Genomic DNA, 18,097 nt, shown 5'->3' with positions numbered 1-18,097 from the left:
GCCTGCAAGAATGCCTGAAGGCTTAATCGTTAAGGCGCTAAGCGGATATTACTATGTGAAGCCTGCAGACCCGGCGTTGGATAAGATTGTCCAGTGCCGGGGCCGCGGCATTTTTAAGAAAAAAGGCATAACCCCTCTCGTTGGAGATCGGGTCATGTATAGTCCGACGGAGAACGGCGAAGGGATGGTAGATGAGATTCTACCGCGCATCACGGAGTTGATTCGTCCGCCGATCGCTAACGCCCGGCTTGCGGTGCTGTTATTTTCACTTAAAGAACCTGACCTGAATTTGCAGCTTCTGGACAAGTTCCTGGTACATATCGAACATGAGGGACTGCAAGCGTTGATCTGCTTGACCAAAGAGGATCTGCTCGATGCGGAGGAAGAGGAAGCGGCCAGCGTCACGGAGCAGGTAGCTCACCTCTATGAGCAGATTGGATATGAAGTGTTCATTACCAGTTCTCTGACTGGCAAAGGAACGGAAGCTGTGAAGACGCGCCTGGCCGGGGAGATTAGCGTACTTTCCGGTCAGTCCGGGGTAGGCAAATCGACGCTGCTGAATGCGATGTTCCCTGGATTGTCGCTGGAGACGAGCGAGATTAGCATGAAGCTTGGCCGGGGGAGACATACAACCCGACATGTAGAGCTGATCGAGCTTGAGAATGGCGGATATGTGGCGGACACTCCAGGCTTTAGCCAGCTGGATTTCCTTGAGCTTGGCGTCGGGGAGCTCTCTACTTGCTTCCGCGAGTTCCGCGAGCTTTCAGAGGGCTGCAAATTCCGCGGCTGTACACATCTGCATGAGCCAGGCTGTAAAGTGAGAGAGGCTGTGGATGAAGGAGTTATTGCCGCGGGACGGTATGAGCACTATGTGCAGTTTTATGAAGAAATGAAAGACAAAAAACGGAGGTATTGACTTCATGAATGACATCTATATTGCACCGTCTATATTGTCGGCTGATTTTGCCAAGCTGGGTCAAGAAGTAGTCGAGGCAGAGCACAGCGGCGCGGACTGGCTTCACGTCGATGTTATGGACGGCCATTTCGTGCCTAATATTACATTCGGAGCGCTGGTGATGGGAGCGATTGCTCCGCTGACCAAGCTGCCGCTCGATGTCCATCTGATGATCGAGAATCCTGAGCGATATATTCCGGATTTTGCAAAAGCAGGAGCTCATCTTATTACAGTGCACCAGGAAGCCTGCGTACATTTGCACCGCGTCCTGCATATGATGAAGGAGCATGGCGTCAAGACAGGCGTTGCGATCAATCCGGCAACTCCTGTGTCTTCGATTCGCGAAGTGCTGGAGGATGTGGACCTGGTGCTTGTCATGACGGTAAATCCAGGCTTTGGCGGTCAGGCCTTCATTCCGTCTACTCTTCGCAAGATCAGGGAATTGAAAGAGCTGCGAGAGGAACTGGGGTTGAAGAATTTGCGAATTGAGGTGGACGGCGGAATCTCGGCTGCCACAGCACCGCTGGTTGTGGAGGCGGGTGCGGATGTGCTGGTCGCAGGCAATGCGGTGTTTGGTCGCAGCGACCGCCGCGCCGCGATTCAGGAGATTCGCAGCAGTTTGCAAGATTAGTCATTGCTATATTCTCTTCATTTTTGCCCTGTTTCACCTTGTCTGATTGGCATAGTGATTCGATCTGGCGCATACAATGGGTTACATGAGCGGGTTCTCATGCAGCCCTTTTTTTGTCGGCGAAAATACACAGGGAGAGGGCGCGGAACATACACTATGAATGAGGGCATGAGAATGATGGGGAGGGTGAACGATGAAATTTTATACATTCAAGCTGCCTAAGTTTTTGGGAGGTTTCGTCAAAGCGGTGTTGAATACATTTCACAAAAACTAGGCAGCGACAACTGCCGCTATCATGGAATTCGGCGCGGCGCACAAATCCCGCCTTCCATCACGCGGTTTGTGGCGATACTGTTTTCCGGTTGCTGAAGTGGCAGGAGAATACGAAAAAAGCACCTCTACTAAGAAAAGGTGCTTTTTGTCTATATTCTTATTCTCACCATTATACGCGAGTCAGTTTACCGGATTTCAAAGCCCGAGTGCTGACGTATACGCGTTTCGGCTTACCGTCTACCAAGATCCGGACTTTCTGTACGTTAACGCCCCAAGAACGACGATTACGGTTGTTAGCGTGGGATACGTGGTTACCGCTGCTTGGTTTCTTGCCTGTTACATAGCATTTGCGAGACATTCATTACACCTCCTGTTCCGATACACCTGTCTTGAAAATAACAGTTTATTAGTGAAGTTAACAGTTATTGTTCAAGCCGGCTTAAGCCGGTCGATTTCCTTCTTTTAACCTATAAATGTATAGGAAACCGCATAAAACAATACTTACATATAATATCACAGTAAAAAAACGTCCGTCAACCGATCGACAAACTTTATTTCTATAGTGTGCTTGTCGCGCTTTGTTTATTTATTTATCTTTGTTCTTATAGTACAATATGGTTTAGCCCATAATAATTTCAAGGGAGGAGTGAGCAAGGCGTGGCTATACAACTGGATACCGAATATGGACGTGTCGATATTTCGGAGGAAGCGGTAGCTGTGATCGCCGGGTCGGCCGCCATGGAATGTTATGGACTCGTAGGGATGGCAAGCCGGAAACAATTCAAGGACGGCATTGCTGAATTGCTGGGGCGTGAGAATCTAGCCCGGGGTGTGGAAGTAAAGCTCGATAATAAGCGATTGGCAATTCATCTTTATATCATAGTTAGTTATGGTACGAAAATTTCCGAGGTTGCCTACAACATACAGCGAAAAGTAAAATACGTGTTAAATGAAGTCGTTGGACTCGAAGTGGCTCAAGTCAACGTTGCAGTCCAAGGCGTTCGTGTATCAAGCTAGGAAGGGGAATTCTCATTGAGTAAGCGTTCTATTAACGGAACAGATTTTACCGCCATGGTGCTAGCCGGGGCGAAACGATTGGGAGATCATGCCGAGCATGTCAACTCTCTAAATGTCTTTCCGGTTCCCGATGGAGACACCGGGACGAATATGAATTTAACGATGACGGCTGGAGTGGCCGAATTGAATAATAACGGATCGGGCGGACTTGGCAGTCGGGCAAATACTTTGTCCAAAGGCTTGCTAATGGGAGCCAGAGGGAACTCCGGCGTTATTTTATCTCAGTTATTCCGGGGATTTGCCCGTTATTCATCCTCTTATGAAGAGTTGAATGCGATTCAATTTGCCGCCGCTTTACAGAGCGGGGTGGATACAGCCTATAAGGCCGTAGTGAAGCCGGTGGAAGGCACGATTCTTACAGTCGCGAAGGAAGCGGCTAAGCATGCCGTTCACCAGGCTAGACGCACGACCGATATCGTAGATTTGATGGCTGATGTGCTGGCGAAGGCGAAGGAAGCTCTTGCGAATACACCGGAGCAATTGCCTGTACTGAAGCAAGTCGGGGTTGTTGATTCCGGCGGTCAAGGTCTTGTATATATTTACGAGGGTTTTATGGAGCAGCTGACGGGCAAAGCGAAGCCTATCGATTCGATGCCTGCACAGCCGAAAGCAGGATCCGTCTCGGCATTTACCGCCGTTCATCCGGCCGAACATCATGATGCTCCTGCCCAAGCGAAGCTTGATACAGAGGATATTGAATTTCTTTATGATATGGAATTTTTCATAAATCGTACCCTGGGCGGCGTTTCGCATGCGAATTTTGATGAGGATCAATTCCGGAAAGCGCTGTCATTAAATGGTGACTCTATTATCGTCATTGCCGACGATGAAGTTATCAAAGTTCATGTGCATTCTAAAGCACCTGGCGAGGTTCTGAATCTCGCTTTGAAATATGGAGAAATTACTCAGATTCATATTCTGAATATGCGTGAACAGCATCGCGAACTGCTATCAACCGGACTTGATGCTGCTCCGATGCCAGAGCTGTTCGCGGATATTCCGGCTGAACCTGCCCGTTCTGAGGACCCTGCGGAGGTTCCTGCGGACGAATTGGCACCTTACGGATTTATTGCTGTAGCGTCTGGACAAGGGATCTCGGATATTTTCAAGAGCCTTGGTGTTGACGTTGTTCTATCCGGCGGACAGACGATGAATCCAAGCACAGAGGATTTTGTGAAGGCCATTCATTCGATTTCTGCACAGCATGTATTCGTGCTGCCGAACAATTCGAATATCGTTCTTGCCGCTCAGCAGGCTCGCGATTTGCTGGAAGATGAGCGCAGCGTAACCGTTATTCCAAGCAAGAGCATTCCGCAAGGAATCGCTGCTGCCTTTGCCTTCCAGGAAGAGGAGAGCGTTGAGGTGAATACGGATTCCATGCTGAATGCCGTATCTCATGTCAAGACAGGACAAGTTACTTATGCGATCCGTGATACGATGTTTGATGATCTGGAGATCAAGGCGGGTCACTATATTGGAATTGAGAACTCCAAGATCGTGGCGACAGAAGAGCAACTGCTGGAGACAAGTCAGGCGCTGCTGGCCAAAATGCTGGTTGGCGGCGATGAGATCGTTACGCTTCTGATTGGCGAAGAAGCGACGGAGGAAACTACGGAGTCGCTGTTGGGCTGGTTGAATGAAACTTATCCTGATGTTGAAGTAGAGACTCATGATGGAGGGCAACCGATCTATTATTACTTATTTTCGGTTGAATCCTGATCGTCTAATAATTTAAGTTCAAAAAGCTCGGTTTTCAGTACCGCTGCTGAGGCTTCCGATATGCGTTTTTGCAAAACGCTTCAGTGGGATGTAACAAAGGACTGAGGAGTGGAGCGTACGTAATGGGTACGTGAGCACCTGAGATGTTACATAAGGGAACATGACTTCGTAAGCATCTGCTTGGGCCTGGCTGAATTCAAGATTCGATGTCGAGTTGCTCCTTGATTCACTTCGTAATCCAAAGTGAACTTTTTGAACAACCTCTTGCAAAAGGGGAATGATGAAAGGGTGAAAATACCTATGAGTCAGATCGTTATTGTAGCAGACAGTACGGGGGATGTTCCTGCAGCGCTGGTTGCTGAATACGGTATTCATATAATACCGATGCGGCTTGCTTTCGGGGATGAGTCTTTCTTGGAAGGAATCGACATCACGGTAGAAGAGTTCTATGACAGGCTGGCGAAGTCCAAGAATCTGCCAACGACTTCGCAGACCTCGCCTGCCCAGTACGTCGAGGTATATCAGGATCTAATGAAGCAGTACCCCGGTTCTCCTATCGTCTCGATACATCTTTCTTCGGGGATGAGCGGCACCTATCAATCCGCTCTGCTGGCCAAGTCGATGGTCGAGGAGGATTCGGCGGAGCCGGTGAATATTACGGTAATTGATTCGCTCTGCGCCAGCTACGGCTTTGGCATGATGGTCGTGCATGCGGCAAGATTGGCGAAGCAGGGGGCTTCCGTTGAGCAGATTCGCACGGAGTTAGAGCGTCTCGGACAGGAGCGTCGGCTTTATTTTCTGGTCGATACCCTGGAATATTTGCAGAAAGGCGGCCGGATCGGCAAAGCGGCGGCCATTCTTGGCACATTGTTGAACATCAAGCCGATTTTGTCTGTAGACCATGAAGGCATCATCTATTCGGTAGATAAGGTTAGGGGCCGCAAGAAGGCGGTATCCCGCGTGATTGAGCTGTTCAGGAGTGATTTTCCGAATCACAAGGATTTGAACGTTGCTGTGTGCGATTGTGTGAATCCTGAAGGAGCGGAAGAAATTATTCAATTGTTGTCAGAGCATTTCACCCTGCATGAGATCGTCCGTAACAGCATCGGTTCTGTCGTAGGCACTCATGTGGGTCCTGGTACGATAGCCATCTTCGTGTGGCCGGCCTAAAGAAGTTGCTCCAAAAGCCCGACTTTTGGGGCGGGTATTAAAGCGAGGGATTTGTACAATGAATTTGCATGAAATCCCCGTAAGGCAAGTCAGCGGCGTGAGTGCTCTCAAAGCAGGAGAGCTTCACGCCTTTGGCATCTTTACGGTAAATGATCTAATTGAATATTACCCGTTTCGTTACGAAGATTATCGGCTTAAATCTTTGACAGAGGTTAAGGACGGCGACAAGATTACGGTTCAGGCAAAAATTATGGGAGTTCCGGTTCTGCAGCGTTATGGGCGTAAATCAAGAATGACCTGTAAAATGGTGGCCGAGGATTGGATGTTCACGTCGACATGGTTCAACCGCCACTTCCTTCGCGATCAATTGGTTGCGGGAAGAGAGATTATATTAACCGGGAAATGGGATTTGAAGCGCAATCAGCTTACAGTATCGGATTCGGAGTTCCCGGATAAGGGGGTGCAGCGGAGTGGCACCGTCCAGCCGGTGTATTCGATTGGCGGGAAAATTACACAAAGCTGGATGCGCAAGACGATTCAACAGGCGATGTTGCAGTATGGGGAGCTGATCCCTGAAATTTTGCCTGAGGCGCTGCTGAAGCAATATGATCTGATGTCGAGAAAACGGGCGATTCAGCGAATCCATCTGCCGCAGGATCAGGCGGAGGGACAGCAGGCCCGCCGCCGCATGGTCTATGAGGAGCTGTTCTTATTCCAGCTCAAGCTGCAGGCTTATCGCGCGATTAACCATGAGCGGATGGATGGCGTTGCTCATCTCGTCGAGAACTCGGTCATTCGGGAGTTCGTGCGCAGCCTTCCGTTCGAGCTGACGGATGCACAGAAGCAAGTGGAGCTGGAGATTTTGCGGGATATGCGCTCCCCTTATTGTATGAACCGCTTGCTGCAAGGCGATGTCGGTTCGGGGAAAACGGTGCTTGCTGCGATTGCGCTGTTTGCCGCGGTGAAGTCGGGACATCAGGGAGCTTTTATGGTGCCCACAGAAATTTTGGCTGAGCAGCATGCCCGTTCGCTTGCGAAGATGTTCGAGCCCTTCGGGATCTCTGTAGGACTGCTTACCGGAAGTATAACGGGCCGGAAGCGCAAAGATTTGCTAGCTTCCTTGCAAATGGGACTGACGGACGTCATTATTGGTACCCATGCTTTAATTCAGGAGGATGTCTTTTTCCGATCGCTGAGCCTGGTCGTTACTGATGAGCAGCACCGCTTCGGGGTGAACCAGCGCAGTGTTTTACGGCGCAAGGGATTCAATCCTGATGTACTGACGATGACCGCTACTCCGATCCCGCGGACGTTGGCGATTACCGCTTTTGGAGATATGGATGTCTCCACGCTGTCAGAGCGGCCAAAGGGTCGAAAGCCGATTTCAACCTATTGGGTGAAGCATGACATGATGGATCGCGTACTGGGCTTTATTTCCCGTGAAATATCGCTGGGTAGACAAGCTTATTTGATTACTCCGCTGATTGAGGAGTCGGAGAAGCTGGATGTTCAGAATGCGATTGATCTGTATGTAGCGATGCAGCAGGCGTTCCCGGATTTCCGTGTCGGATTGCTGCATGGGAGAATGACCCCAGGCGAGAAGGACGAGGTCATGCGGGCGTTTTATGCGAATGAGGTGCAGCTACTCGTATCGACCACGGTTGTAGAGGTCGGCGTGGATGTGCCTAATGCTACGCTGATGATCATCATGGACGCCGACCGCTTCGGCCTGTCGCAACTGCATCAGCTGCGCGGCCGTGTAGGGCGAGGGGAGCACGCGTCTTACTGCGTGCTTATCGCCGATCCGAAGACGGAGGTAGGTCAGGAGCGAATGAAGGTCCTGACCGATACGGACGACGGCTTCGAAGTGGCGCGCCGGGACCTGGAGCTGCGCGGTCCCGGGGATTTCTTCGGTACGAAGCAGAGCGGCGTGCCGGAATTTCGAATCGCGGACATGGTCAGCGATTTCGCGGTGCTCGAGGCGGCGCGCGATGACGCCGCCCGGCTGGTGGCGGACGCGTCCTTCTGGACGTCGCCCGAGTTCGAGCCGCTGCGCGGCTACCTGCAGCGCGAACAGGTGCTGCAGGGCGAAGTGATCGACTGATGAATCTAGAGAGCGGACTCGTTTTAAAGGAAACCTGATTCGATGCTTGCTGCGGAAATCTCGTGGCAGCCTTTCTTTCATAGAGTAGGGTCCTTTTCCTCTAAGCATAGTCTTGGCGGCCTTTCAAGGGACGGCTTGCCTCTACTGAACATCGTCGGCTGCTTTCCAACGGGTCCTTTCCTTGCTGTTCCGGGGGCCAGGCGCTTTATGAACATCCGATCCCCGCGTCCCTAATTTCATTTTTAAGACACTATGTACAGGCCTCTCGTCATATATCTAGAAAGTAGGTGTTATGAGGGAGGTGCAATGAACATTTGAGTTACCAACAGTTTGGCATTAGTCCGCAGTTAGTAGAGCGGATAAAGCTTAAAATGAAGAATCCGGCCACGAAGGATCGAATCAAAAATTTGGTGGACGGTTTAACAAAATCCGATTTGCAGGACCGTGTGAAGGTACGTCGGCTTGTCAAATCAGCGGCAGGGATCCTGAATGAGCGGTTGACGAGTGTGCAGGAAGAGCAGATTGTCTCATTTGTAGTTGCTCAAAAAATCGATCCGCGCAATACATTTCACCTGATTAAGCTGTGGGGAATGTTCAGATAGCGGAAAAACCAAGAAGTGGGGGTTCTTTTCTAAAGGGCCCTCACTTTTTTTTTTATGAGGTAGGTAGGTTACTTGCTTTACTTCAAAGATGCCGCCCGGTATAATTCCAACCAATGAAGGTTTATCTATTACTTTACCGTTATGGATGGGAAGGAGAAGCTGAAATTGCAGAGGTTTGGTTTCCCCTATGAGCTTATATTGTATTTTAGCCAGGATCATATCTCTTTTCTCACCAACAAGGTAGATGCCGACGATCACAGCCATCATTACATACAGTTTACGGTAGGACTTGAACAGCCTGTATCCATTACGGTCGAAGGACAATTATTGCAAGCGCCGGGCCTTCTTCTTCAATCCAGCGTTATACATCAATTGCAGGGGCATCAACAGTGGCAATGGTACATGCTGATCCATCCTGAATCCACCTTGGGAGAGTTAGTGAAACGGGCTTATTTGGCGAATCCAAAGGTCTGTGTATTGGGACAAGATCAGGCTGACCCACTGCGGCAGCTTGCTATCAAACAATTGTATTCGATAACTAGTCAGGATGATTACGACCAGAGCATGAGGCGGTTTATGCAAATTTTACGGCTGCAGGAACAGGATCATAAGCTGGCGTTAGACCCGATGACCGCATTAGCGACGTATTGCTCGCTATCGAGATGCTTCCTTCCCATGACCTGACGGTGAGAGCGCTCAGCCAGCATATGTATATTTCGGAGAGCCGATTATCTCATATTTTCAAACAAAAGGCAGGTATATCACTGGCAAGCTATATTGTACACCATAAATTAAGAACTGCATTCCAGGCGATTTTCAGCGGGGTCTCGATGACGGACGCTGCGGTAGAGGCTGGCTTCAGCAGTTCCTCCCATTTCTCCAGGACGGTCAGGGATAAGCTGGGCATGACCGCTCGCTCCATCGTGCAGAATAGCAGATTTTTGAAAGTGTAATGATCTTCACTCCCATATACTAATAGTGCGTGTTCAAAAAGTCAGACTTCCAACACCGAGAAGGTTGGATGAAGCTAGGGCCTGTGGAGCGGAGCGTACATTTTGGGTACGAGAGCACCGGAAGGCCCGGGTGAATTCAAGATTCGATGCCTTGGTTACTTCTTGATTCACTTCGTGATCAAAGGGGGACTTTTTGAACAACCTCTAATAAGTAAAAGGAGGGATGATCATGGAAGTATTCTTGCAAGCTACAGCTTTAGTAGACTATACCCATCCATCGATTAGGCAACTCATAACGGAGAAGGAATGGAACGAGCTTAGCGAATACGAAAAAATCCGTCAAATTTACGATTATGTTAGGAATCAGATCCAATTCGGCTATAATCGCGGCGACGATATTCCCGCTTCGGAGGTGCTTGCTGACGGATACGGGCAATGCAATACCAAGAGCATCCTATTAATGGCGCTACTGCGGGGTGTCAGGATTCCGTGCCGAATTCATGGCTTTTATATCGATAAAAAAATGCAAAAAGGCGCGCTGACCGGCATCCTTTATACCTTTGCGCCTGCAAATATCGTTCATGCGTGGACCGAAGTATGGTTTGAAGGGAAATGGGTAGCTTTGGAGGGGGTCATCATCGATGATCCGTATCTCAAGCAGGTGCAGGATAGACTCTGCAGCTATAACGGCGGGTATATTGGCTACGGAGTTGCTGTTAAAAATAAAGCGGGCATCAATCTATGCTGGCGTGGTGAGAGCACCTATATTCAGAGCTTTTCGATTACTGAAGATTTAGGGTATTTCGACCAGCCTGATGAATTTTTCGCCAAGTATAACAATGTCAAAGCCCCTGTGAAAAAGTGGTTGCTAAATCTGCTGCGCAAACGGATTAACCGACAGACGGATGCGATTCGCAAGGGCAGTATGAAATAAAAATGAGGTTAGCCTGGGTTTGCCAGGCCGACCTCATTTTTTAGTGGCGGCTTGCTCAAGTTTGGAGATTTCAATGCTATAATTTTACATATCCATCTTGTTTTTTTACAGCATTTGCTGTATTTTTATATTGACATGATAGTAGGTCAAAAAAGGAGGCAGACATGACATGACTCCCCGTACAAAAGCGCAAAATGAAGAAATTCGAAATCGGCGAATCGCCGAAATCATTCAGGCGGCGGCTGATGTTTATTTGGATAAGGGCATGCTGTTGGAAATTCGTGATGTTGCCCGCTTGGCCGGCCTAGGTTATGGAACAGTGTACCACTACTATAAGAATAAATTAGATTTATTGCATGATTTGCTGTGGCAAGCTTTGGAGCGGAGTGCGGCAACTGTCGATCGATTAATTCATGAATCGCAGACCAATTTCCGTGGCAGACTTCCATTTGGCGTGGAAATATCGGGAGTCATGACCATGGCTAGGACCCAAGAAATAGAACATAAGCTCTGGCCGGCCTTGGTTGCAGATCTTTTGAAGACGTGGGCAGAGGATCATGCCGCGTATTTGGTGTTCCAGCTTGGAAATGAGGATTACCGTCAGCTTCCCGAGGAACAGGCTTTGCCGCTAATCAAGGCTTACCGGGAACGCATTGTGATTCCTCTGTCGTATCTGATTGAACTGGGCGAATCAAGGGCTGCCCCGGTTATATCTGACCTGGGTGCAGAGGCCAGGACGCGGATGCTATTATCGGCGCTGACCGGCTGCACTATGCTGCCGCTTCGACGTGGGACGTTGTCCGCCGAAGCGGAGGGGATTTCCAGCTTTCTATGTGCCGGACTGGCCTGATGATCATCGGTTTGACGGGCGGGTAAGATAGAAGCTTGGTTTCGCGTCTATCCGTGGATGGGACCATCCGCCGCAGGAAGTCTAAAGGGCAAACCGTTGTCCGAAAACGAAGGAGTGGAAAAGAAAGATGATTATTTTAAAGTCAGCAAGAGAGGTTGAAGAGATGAAAACGGCGGGCCAAATTGTGGCCGATTGCCATCGCGAGGTTGCGAAGATCATTAAGCCAGGGATAACGACGCAGGAGATCAATGATTTTGTGGCCAGACATATTATTAAGCTTGGTGCCAAGCAGTTCACAAAAGGATATAACGGCTTTCCCGCGGAAACCTGTGCATCGGTCAATGATGTTGTGGCGCATGGCTTTCCCGGCAAAAAGCCACTAGAAGAAGGGGATTTGCTCAAGCTTGATATCGTTGCTGAATATGACGGCTGGTTTGGCGATTCTTGCTGGACTTATGCTATCGGTCAGATTAGCCCTGAGGCGGAACGTTTGATACAGGTCACAAAGGAGTGCCTCGATATCGGGATAAGCAAGGCACTGCCTGGAAACCGTCTCGGCGATATAACATCGGCGATTCAACAGCATGCCGAATCGAACGGCTTCTCGGTTGTACGCGATTTGTTGGCGCATGGGGTCGGGCGCAGCCTGCATGAGGATCCGAACTTTGAGCATATCGGCGTGGCCGGGAAAGGCCCGCGTCTAAGAGAGGGCATGGTATTTACAATCGAGCCGATGATTAATCAAGGTACGTTTCGAATTACGATCGACGAGGATGGATGGACAGCCAGAACGGTTGACGGCAAGCCCTCCGCCCAATTCGAGCATACGCTGGCACTCACTGAGGACGGTCCGCTTGTTCTGACCGCACATTAACTGCACATTAATGAACAAGATCGCCATTCTAAATAGTGGGTTCATACAGAAACCGGTTAGCCTAAGGGCCTGACCGGTTTTTCATTTGCCTGAATACCAGGAATAACCTGTTGCCAGGGGGAATATTTGTTCGTATCATGAATATAATAGGAACAAACGTTCTTGTAGAAGGTGAGTTTATGATTTACAGTGTGCGAAGTGGGCTGGGATGAGTCCAATTCCTTGGCAAACGCCGGAAGAGGCGAGGTTCGTGAAAGAATCGGTTCTGCTGCCGATGATTCTGGATGTACTGGAACGGGATCGCGCAGCGGTAGTTCGGGCAGAGTTGAAGCTGCCGGGGATATATGATGATCTAATTGATTCGCTGCAAAAGGCAGCAATGGAGGAGCTGTCCCGGGCCAGACAAGGTCTGCGGCAGCATGGAATGAAGATCTATAAAGAGCGCCGGACGGTGCTTGGCGTTGAGGCAAGCTATTTATGCCGAGGGTACCATTATGAGTTTTCTATGCTGTGGGGGCTTGTCAAAGCGGAAATCCTGCAGAGGATTCGCAGTTATCTGAGCGTCTCTTCGGTCGGCTTCCCGGAAGTCAATGATGCAAAAGAAGGGGATGGCTCATGAAGCAGAAGGAACGCGTCGTTATGATGGGGGACATATATGTACTATTATAATAAGGAGTCTTTAACGTATATAATGTTAGAGAACTTCTTATTTTTTATCTATATAGATTAATTAAACAACCCTATATTCTATAGTTAACAACGTTTATAATGATAAGAATAAGTATATGGCTTTGGGGATGATATGGCTCATGCGTGTTCAAGAAGTATACATTAACGATACACCCGACGATACAAAAGTTAGATATATTCTGCTTAACTCTATCAATGAAACGGTTCTACCTGTTATTCGTTATTTGAAATACTTAGATGCAACCGGTAAAAGTCAAAACACTTTAAAATCATACTGTTATCATTTAAAGCTATATTTCGAATTCTTAGAAATACAAGAAGTAGACTATCAGGCAGCAGATCTTCAATTACTAATTAAGTTTATAAGTTGGCTTAGATCCCCATATCAATCCATTGATATTAAGTCTATAAAGCCTGTTAACGCTAAGCGAAAAGAATCCACAATAAACATAATTGTATCTTGCGTAGTAGGATTCTATGAATATTTATCAAGGATTGATGCAGGTAATCCCAATATCCCTGATGCTAGTAAAAAAGCATCCTCTCCATTGGGAATATCCTACAAACCATTCCTCCACCATATTACTAAGGGCAAGAACATTGATAAGAACGTTCTGAAGATAAAGGAACCGAGTAGGGCAATTAAAACGTTGAGTAATGGACAAATTTCAGCAATTAATGAGGCATGTAACAATCTCAGAGATAAGCTATTAATACATGTACTTTATGAGGGAGGACTACGTATATCGGAGGCTCTTTCATTGTGGATTGAAGATTTTAATATCAGTCAAAATACAATAACAATTAGGAATTCAAAAACCCCATCTGGTGTTCGAACTGTTTATGTAACGGAGAACACTATGAATTTATTTCAGGATTACATATATACGTTTCATTCTGATGAGGTAGATTCAAATTTCGTATTCATTAACCTGCGTGGAAAATATAAGGGTGACCCCCTAAAATACTCAGCGGTATATTCACTAGTTAAACGATTAAGAAAGAAAGTCAATTTAGACTTTACCCCACATATGCTTCGACATACTTATGCAACCGAACTTCATAATCAGGGGATCGACGCTGCAATTCTTCAAAAACTATTGGGACATTCACAAGTCCAAACTACCATGCAGCTTTATGTTCACCCTTCTGATGAACTAATACGTGGTGAATGGCTAAGGGCACAACAAAAAAACAAATCCAAGGAATGATGATCTTATGGCCTCGACTGCTATTAATAATTCAATCTCTACAACCTTCGATTCTTCAATAATTAATGGGGCCATTACTGGATATTTCGCAGAAGACCGTTGGAATATACTCAACTGCCCACTACTAAAGGACAAATGGAAGGGTTCCCAAAATAGATGGTTAGTTTTTGAAACATTTCGAAATGAAAGTTTAAAAAATGAGGTCAAATATTATTTCTACTCAAACCTAATACATAATTCTCTTTCACCCACAACTCTTTGGAGTAACTATTCGACTATTTTAATTACTTTAGGAAACTTCCTCAATATTCACTATCCAAATCTAAAATCATTAATTGGACTGCCACTTGAGGAATTCATTGGGCAACTTCGTGTTTATATGATCTCTATTGGAAAACCTGTGGAAAAAAAGCGTTATCTTACAGAATCCAATTTACGATGGCAAAGTAGTGGGACCTCAGAAAGTATAGGATTAACTGCTGCAAGAAGTATTTACAATTATTTATATAGTGTATTCAATGTAAAATCTGAGATCGAATTAGATCGCTGGGATGTTAGAAAACTTGGCCTCGATTTTAATATAACTAACGGCTCCCACTACATTGATTTCAATTTGATCCCAAGTAATTTTAAGGAATTCACGAAATCCTATTTTAAGTTACGTTTAATTGACCACGGTGATTTATCTTGGGCATCAGCAGTTGGTCAAATGATTATACTAAGAACCTTTTTTGCTTATATTAATTCTAGCTTTCCACATTGGTGTGACCTCAAATGCCTTTCTAGAGCAGATATTCTTGGATTTATAGAATATCTGCGTACCCAGCCAATGGGAGGTAACAGTGCAAAAGCTGGTCAGAAACCAACCGAAAAGTATATATATCGAACTCTAAGTGCAACACACTCTTTTCTTCAATACATTCAGACTATAGGGTTTGATGAAGCGCCTGATAAACTTGTAAACACTCTTATTTTGTTATCTGAAGATGTGCCTAGGCAAAAGAGACGGAATGAAGAAGCTATTCAATATATCCCCGATTATGTATGGGAACAAGTCGTTGAAAACATTTCTTCCATGGCATCAGATACCATACCGATAATTTTAGTTCTTGAAGCTACAGGATTCAGAATTTGCGATGTTCTTCAACTTAGACAGAATTGTCTTTTGGAACAAGAAGATGGTTTCTGGATAGAAGGTCGTCAACGCAAAACAAAACACATAAATCATAAAGTCCCTGTCTCAAAGGAAATTGCTGATATTATAAAATCACAAATAACCTTCACAAATGAGGCATTGCCTTTTGAACAGAATAAACAGAATTATTTATTTCCTGTACTAACAGGTAGGCGAAGAGGTATTCCCCCTCTAAACTCGACAATAACAAGACGATTAAATGATATGGCATTTAAGTGCGGTATAACTGATACTAACGGGAATATTTATTGGTTCAAGAGCCATAGCTTTCGTCATCGATATGGCGTTAACCTTGTCAATAATGGAATGAATATATATCACATTCAAAAATTAATGGCACATGCTTGTCCTGAAATTACACTCCACTATGCTAAACTACATGATAAATCCTTGCGCGATGCTTGGGAAAATGCAAGAAACTCTACCGCCATAAAACTAGATGACAACGGATTTATTGTTTCTTCAAATATTGAGTCAGCAGCTAGTGAGAATGGACTAGAACTAGAGTGGATTCGCCACAATTTAGATTCCGTTCGCTTAGATCATGGTTATTGTATTAAAGCCCCGAGCCAGCAATGTGATTACTTGGAAACTACCCTAGACCCACCTTGCATTAAAAATAAATGTAGAAGTTTTCATGTAGACCAAACTTTTATTGACTACTATCAGAAACAGATTTCCATTATGCAAACAGACATCAATACTTACAATAATACGGGTAGGTATAGATCCATAGAAATTATTAAGCCTAGACTAGAAAAATTTCAAAAAATCTTAGAGAGACTTCTTAATAATCAACCGCTTCTTGGAATGAACAAGTCCTCAAGAGAATATGTCGCAAACGAACGGAGCAGTGGTAAATGAGTACAGTTGAGCAATATCCAATTGCTGCTTTACCTTTCTCAAGTGAAGAGCAAATAAAGTTATATAACCAAACAGTTCTGCAGGAACTTATCGGTATTTATGACTCACATAATTGGAATATTAGCGATTTAATTGATGTTCAGTATGAACAAGCCATGTATTTTGACTTTACTTTATTTCAGAATCCATACATCCGTAATGAAATAAAATTTTACATAAAGAATCTACTCTCACTACTGTCCTTCGATGACGTAAAAACTATTCTTAACTACAGGAAATCTTTCAATTTAATATCAAGATTTATCAAACAGTTCTATCCGACGATAACTTCCATTACCGAGATTCCTAGAGACGTATTTGTAAGATATTGTAGGTCCATATACCCGACAATCCGAAGTAGTTCGGCTAGTAACCATATAGGATTCTTTTCTCGAGTAAACTCCTTTTATTTGGATTTTTATGATCAGCGTTTAGAAGTAGATAAAGATCGATGGAGTGCTAAAAAGCTTGGTTTGGATTATAACAAAACCCAAGGTGTTCCTATTTTTGATTTTTCATTTTTCCCAAAACCTTATAAAGGGCTTATAAAAAAATATATCTATACACGTTTAGTTATCCAAAAATCGGTATCATGCGGTACGGCATTAGGCTATGTATCTAAGTTGCATTTGTTTTTTACTTTTATTTCGTTAAGCCATCCTGATTGGACTAATTTAAATTTACTGAGTCGCTCAGATATAATTGGGTTTTTAGAGTATATTAAAAAAACACCTATGGGAGGTAAAAACCTATATTGGAATACACAAAAAATATCAGATGGCCATATTATACGCTGTATTAGCCATCTGGAAGTGTTTATTGATTACATTCAACGAAACGAATTTATTGAGGCACCTTTAACGAACTTGAAAAACCTAATTTATCCAGGAGATAAACCAAAGCAACAAAGGCCGATAGTAGATAAAACAAAATATATCCCTGACTTTATATGGAACCAAATCACATCAAAAATACACCTTCTACCTAAAGACATAGTAATAATAATTTTATTACTGGAATGTACCGGATTCAGAATTTCTGATGTACTGACGCTAAAAATCGATTGTCTACTACATAAAGAAGATGGCTATTGGATTACTGGTAATCAACGCAAGGTAGATGATCCCTTTCATAAAGTTCCGATCACACTAGAAATTGCTCAAATCATTGAAACGCAAAAGCAATACGTAGAAAAAAAATTATCTTTCAATGAAAATCCATCTTCCTTACTTATTCCTATCGTTTCCGGACCAAAGAAAGGCGAACCTTATCTTGGTAGTACAATTAGGCATCACTTAAATAAAATAGCAAAAATGTTTGAAATCAAAGATGAATCTGGAGAAATATACAAATTTACTAATCATGCATTTCGACATAGATACGGGGTTACTCTTGTTAATAACGGTATGAGCTTGCTTCACGTTCAAAAACTTATGGCCCATACAAGCCCAGAAATGACCATTATATATGCTCAAATTCTTGATAAGACCAAAAGACTAGAGTGGGAACGTGCTAATCAAAAAGGCGCTGTAAGACTTCAAGCATCGGGTATTATTGTTGACGCTGATTTTGAAGAACAAGCTATTGAACAAGGCTTGGAACTTGAATGGATACGACATAACTTAGATTCAGTTCGCTTAGACCATGGTTTTTGCATTAAGAGCCCTAAGGTAAACTGTTCGTTTCTAGAGCAAACAATGGAACCTCCATGTATTAAAAATAATTGTTCAAGTTTTCATGTTGACATGTCCTTCGTGTCTTATTATGCGGAACAAATTATTAAAATGGAGTCTGATTTACTAATCTACAAAGAGAAATCACGTCAGCGCTCAATCGAGATTCTTCTACCCAAATTACAGAGATATAAGGAGTTAGTTCAAAGTCTTCTGAAAAGTGGTAGTATGATGGGAATGTCTAAAAGCTCACGTGAATATACAGAATCTGAGAGAAACTGAG

At 45.2% G+C, this 18,097-nt stretch carries 18 protein-coding genes; 17 read left to right on the top strand and 1 reads right to left on the bottom strand.

What is annotated here, in order from left to right:
- Positions 1–10 precede the first annotated feature (10 nt).
- From rsgA to spoVM, 3 genes are all read left to right on the top strand, one after another.
- Positions 11–916 (top strand): ribosome small subunit-dependent GTPase A, encoded by a 906-nt coding sequence (gene rsgA, locus DMN77_RS07675; protein WP_068781909.1) that lies wholly within the window; start codon positions 11–13, stop codon positions 914–916.
- 4 nt (positions 917–920) lie between these two features.
- Positions 921–1,586, top strand: a complete 666-nt coding sequence (gene rpe, locus DMN77_RS07670) for a ribulose-phosphate 3-epimerase (RefSeq protein WP_068781908.1) — start codon at positions 921–923, stop codon at positions 1,584–1,586.
- Positions 1,587–1,779: 193 nt separating this feature from the next.
- Positions 1,780–1,860, top strand: coding sequence for a stage V sporulation protein SpoVM (spoVM, locus tag DMN77_RS07665; RefSeq protein WP_036621610.1), 81 nt, complete (start codon positions 1,780–1,782; stop codon positions 1,858–1,860).
- A gap of 168 nt (positions 1,861–2,028) precedes the next feature.
- Here the strand turns inward: spoVM and rpmB are convergent, their stop codons facing one another.
- Entirely contained in the window at positions 2,029–2,217 is a 189-nt protein-coding gene (gene rpmB, locus DMN77_RS07660; RefSeq protein ID WP_068781907.1) for a 50S ribosomal protein L28, read from the bottom strand.
- A gap of 299 nt (positions 2,218–2,516) precedes the next feature.
- Between rpmB and DMN77_RS07655 the strand changes: the two genes are divergently transcribed.
- From DMN77_RS07655 to DMN77_RS07595, 14 genes are all read left to right on the top strand, one after another.
- Positions 2,517–2,876 (top strand): Asp23/Gls24 family envelope stress response protein, encoded by a 360-nt coding sequence (locus tag DMN77_RS07655; RefSeq protein WP_068781906.1) that lies wholly within the window; start codon positions 2,517–2,519, stop codon positions 2,874–2,876.
- 15 nt (positions 2,877–2,891) lie between these two features.
- Positions 2,892–4,655, top strand: a complete 1,764-nt coding sequence (locus DMN77_RS07650) for a DAK2 domain-containing protein (RefSeq protein WP_179014259.1) — start codon at positions 2,892–2,894, stop codon at positions 4,653–4,655.
- Between the two features lie 300 nt (positions 4,656–4,955).
- Positions 4,956–5,825, top strand: a complete 870-nt coding sequence (locus DMN77_RS07645; RefSeq protein ID WP_179014257.1) for a DegV family protein — start codon at positions 4,956–4,958, stop codon at positions 5,823–5,825.
- Positions 5,826–5,883: 58 nt separating this feature from the next.
- Positions 5,884–7,929, top strand: coding sequence for an ATP-dependent DNA helicase RecG (recG, locus tag DMN77_RS07640; protein WP_179014255.1), 2,046 nt, complete (start codon positions 5,884–5,886; stop codon positions 7,927–7,929).
- Between the two features lie 314 nt (positions 7,930–8,243).
- Positions 8,244–8,531: a stage VI sporulation protein F gene (locus tag DMN77_RS07635; RefSeq protein ID WP_068781899.1), complete on the top strand. Its 288-nt coding sequence runs from the start codon at positions 8,244–8,246 to the stop codon at positions 8,529–8,531.
- A gap of 165 nt (positions 8,532–8,696) precedes the next feature.
- Entirely contained in the window at positions 8,697–9,215 is a 519-nt protein-coding gene (locus DMN77_RS23810; protein WP_256872281.1) for a hypothetical protein, read from the top strand.
- Positions 9,194–9,484, top strand: a complete 291-nt coding sequence (locus DMN77_RS23805; protein WP_306294236.1) for a helix-turn-helix transcriptional regulator — start codon at positions 9,194–9,196, stop codon at positions 9,482–9,484. The genes DMN77_RS23810 and DMN77_RS23805 overlap by 22 nt, the downstream gene beginning before the upstream one ends.
- A gap of 229 nt (positions 9,485–9,713) precedes the next feature.
- Complete coding sequence (locus DMN77_RS07625; RefSeq protein ID WP_179014254.1) at positions 9,714–10,418, top strand: transglutaminase-like domain-containing protein; 705 nt, start codon at positions 9,714–9,716, stop codon at positions 10,416–10,418.
- A 169-nt stretch (positions 10,419–10,587) separates the two neighbouring features.
- On the top strand, positions 10,588–11,268 hold the full coding sequence (locus tag DMN77_RS07620; RefSeq protein ID WP_179014252.1) for a TetR/AcrR family transcriptional regulator: 681 nt from the start codon (positions 10,588–10,590) through the stop codon (positions 11,266–11,268).
- A gap of 127 nt (positions 11,269–11,395) precedes the next feature.
- Positions 11,396–12,142, top strand: coding sequence for a type I methionyl aminopeptidase (map, locus tag DMN77_RS07615; RefSeq protein WP_179014250.1), 747 nt, complete (start codon positions 11,396–11,398; stop codon positions 12,140–12,142).
- Between the two features lie 208 nt (positions 12,143–12,350).
- Entirely contained in the window at positions 12,351–12,761 is a 411-nt protein-coding gene (locus DMN77_RS07610; RefSeq protein ID WP_179014249.1) for a YhjD family protein, read from the top strand.
- Between the two features lie 190 nt (positions 12,762–12,951).
- On the top strand, positions 12,952–14,043 hold the full coding sequence (locus tag DMN77_RS07605) for a tyrosine-type recombinase/integrase (protein WP_179014247.1): 1,092 nt from the start codon (positions 12,952–12,954) through the stop codon (positions 14,041–14,043).
- Between the two features lie 7 nt (positions 14,044–14,050).
- The gene (locus DMN77_RS07600) at positions 14,051–16,102 is read left to right on the top strand and encodes a tyrosine-type recombinase/integrase (RefSeq protein WP_179014245.1); all 2,052 of its coding nucleotides are present in this window, start codon (positions 14,051–14,053) and stop codon (positions 16,100–16,102) included.
- On the top strand, positions 16,099–18,096 hold the full coding sequence (locus tag DMN77_RS07595) for a tyrosine-type recombinase/integrase (protein ID WP_179014244.1): 1,998 nt from the start codon (positions 16,099–16,101) through the stop codon (positions 18,094–18,096). Before DMN77_RS07600 ends, DMN77_RS07595 begins: the two co-directional genes overlap by 4 nt.
- The last annotated feature ends 1 nt before the right edge of the window (position 18,097 follow it).

The organism is Paenibacillus sp. 79R4, assembly GCF_013393165.1.
Classification (GTDB): Bacteria; Bacillota; Bacilli; order Paenibacillales; family Paenibacillaceae; genus Fontibacillus.
The sequence above is the reverse complement of the archived record's forward strand: the minus strand, read 5'-3'. Positions and strand labels throughout refer to the sequence as shown.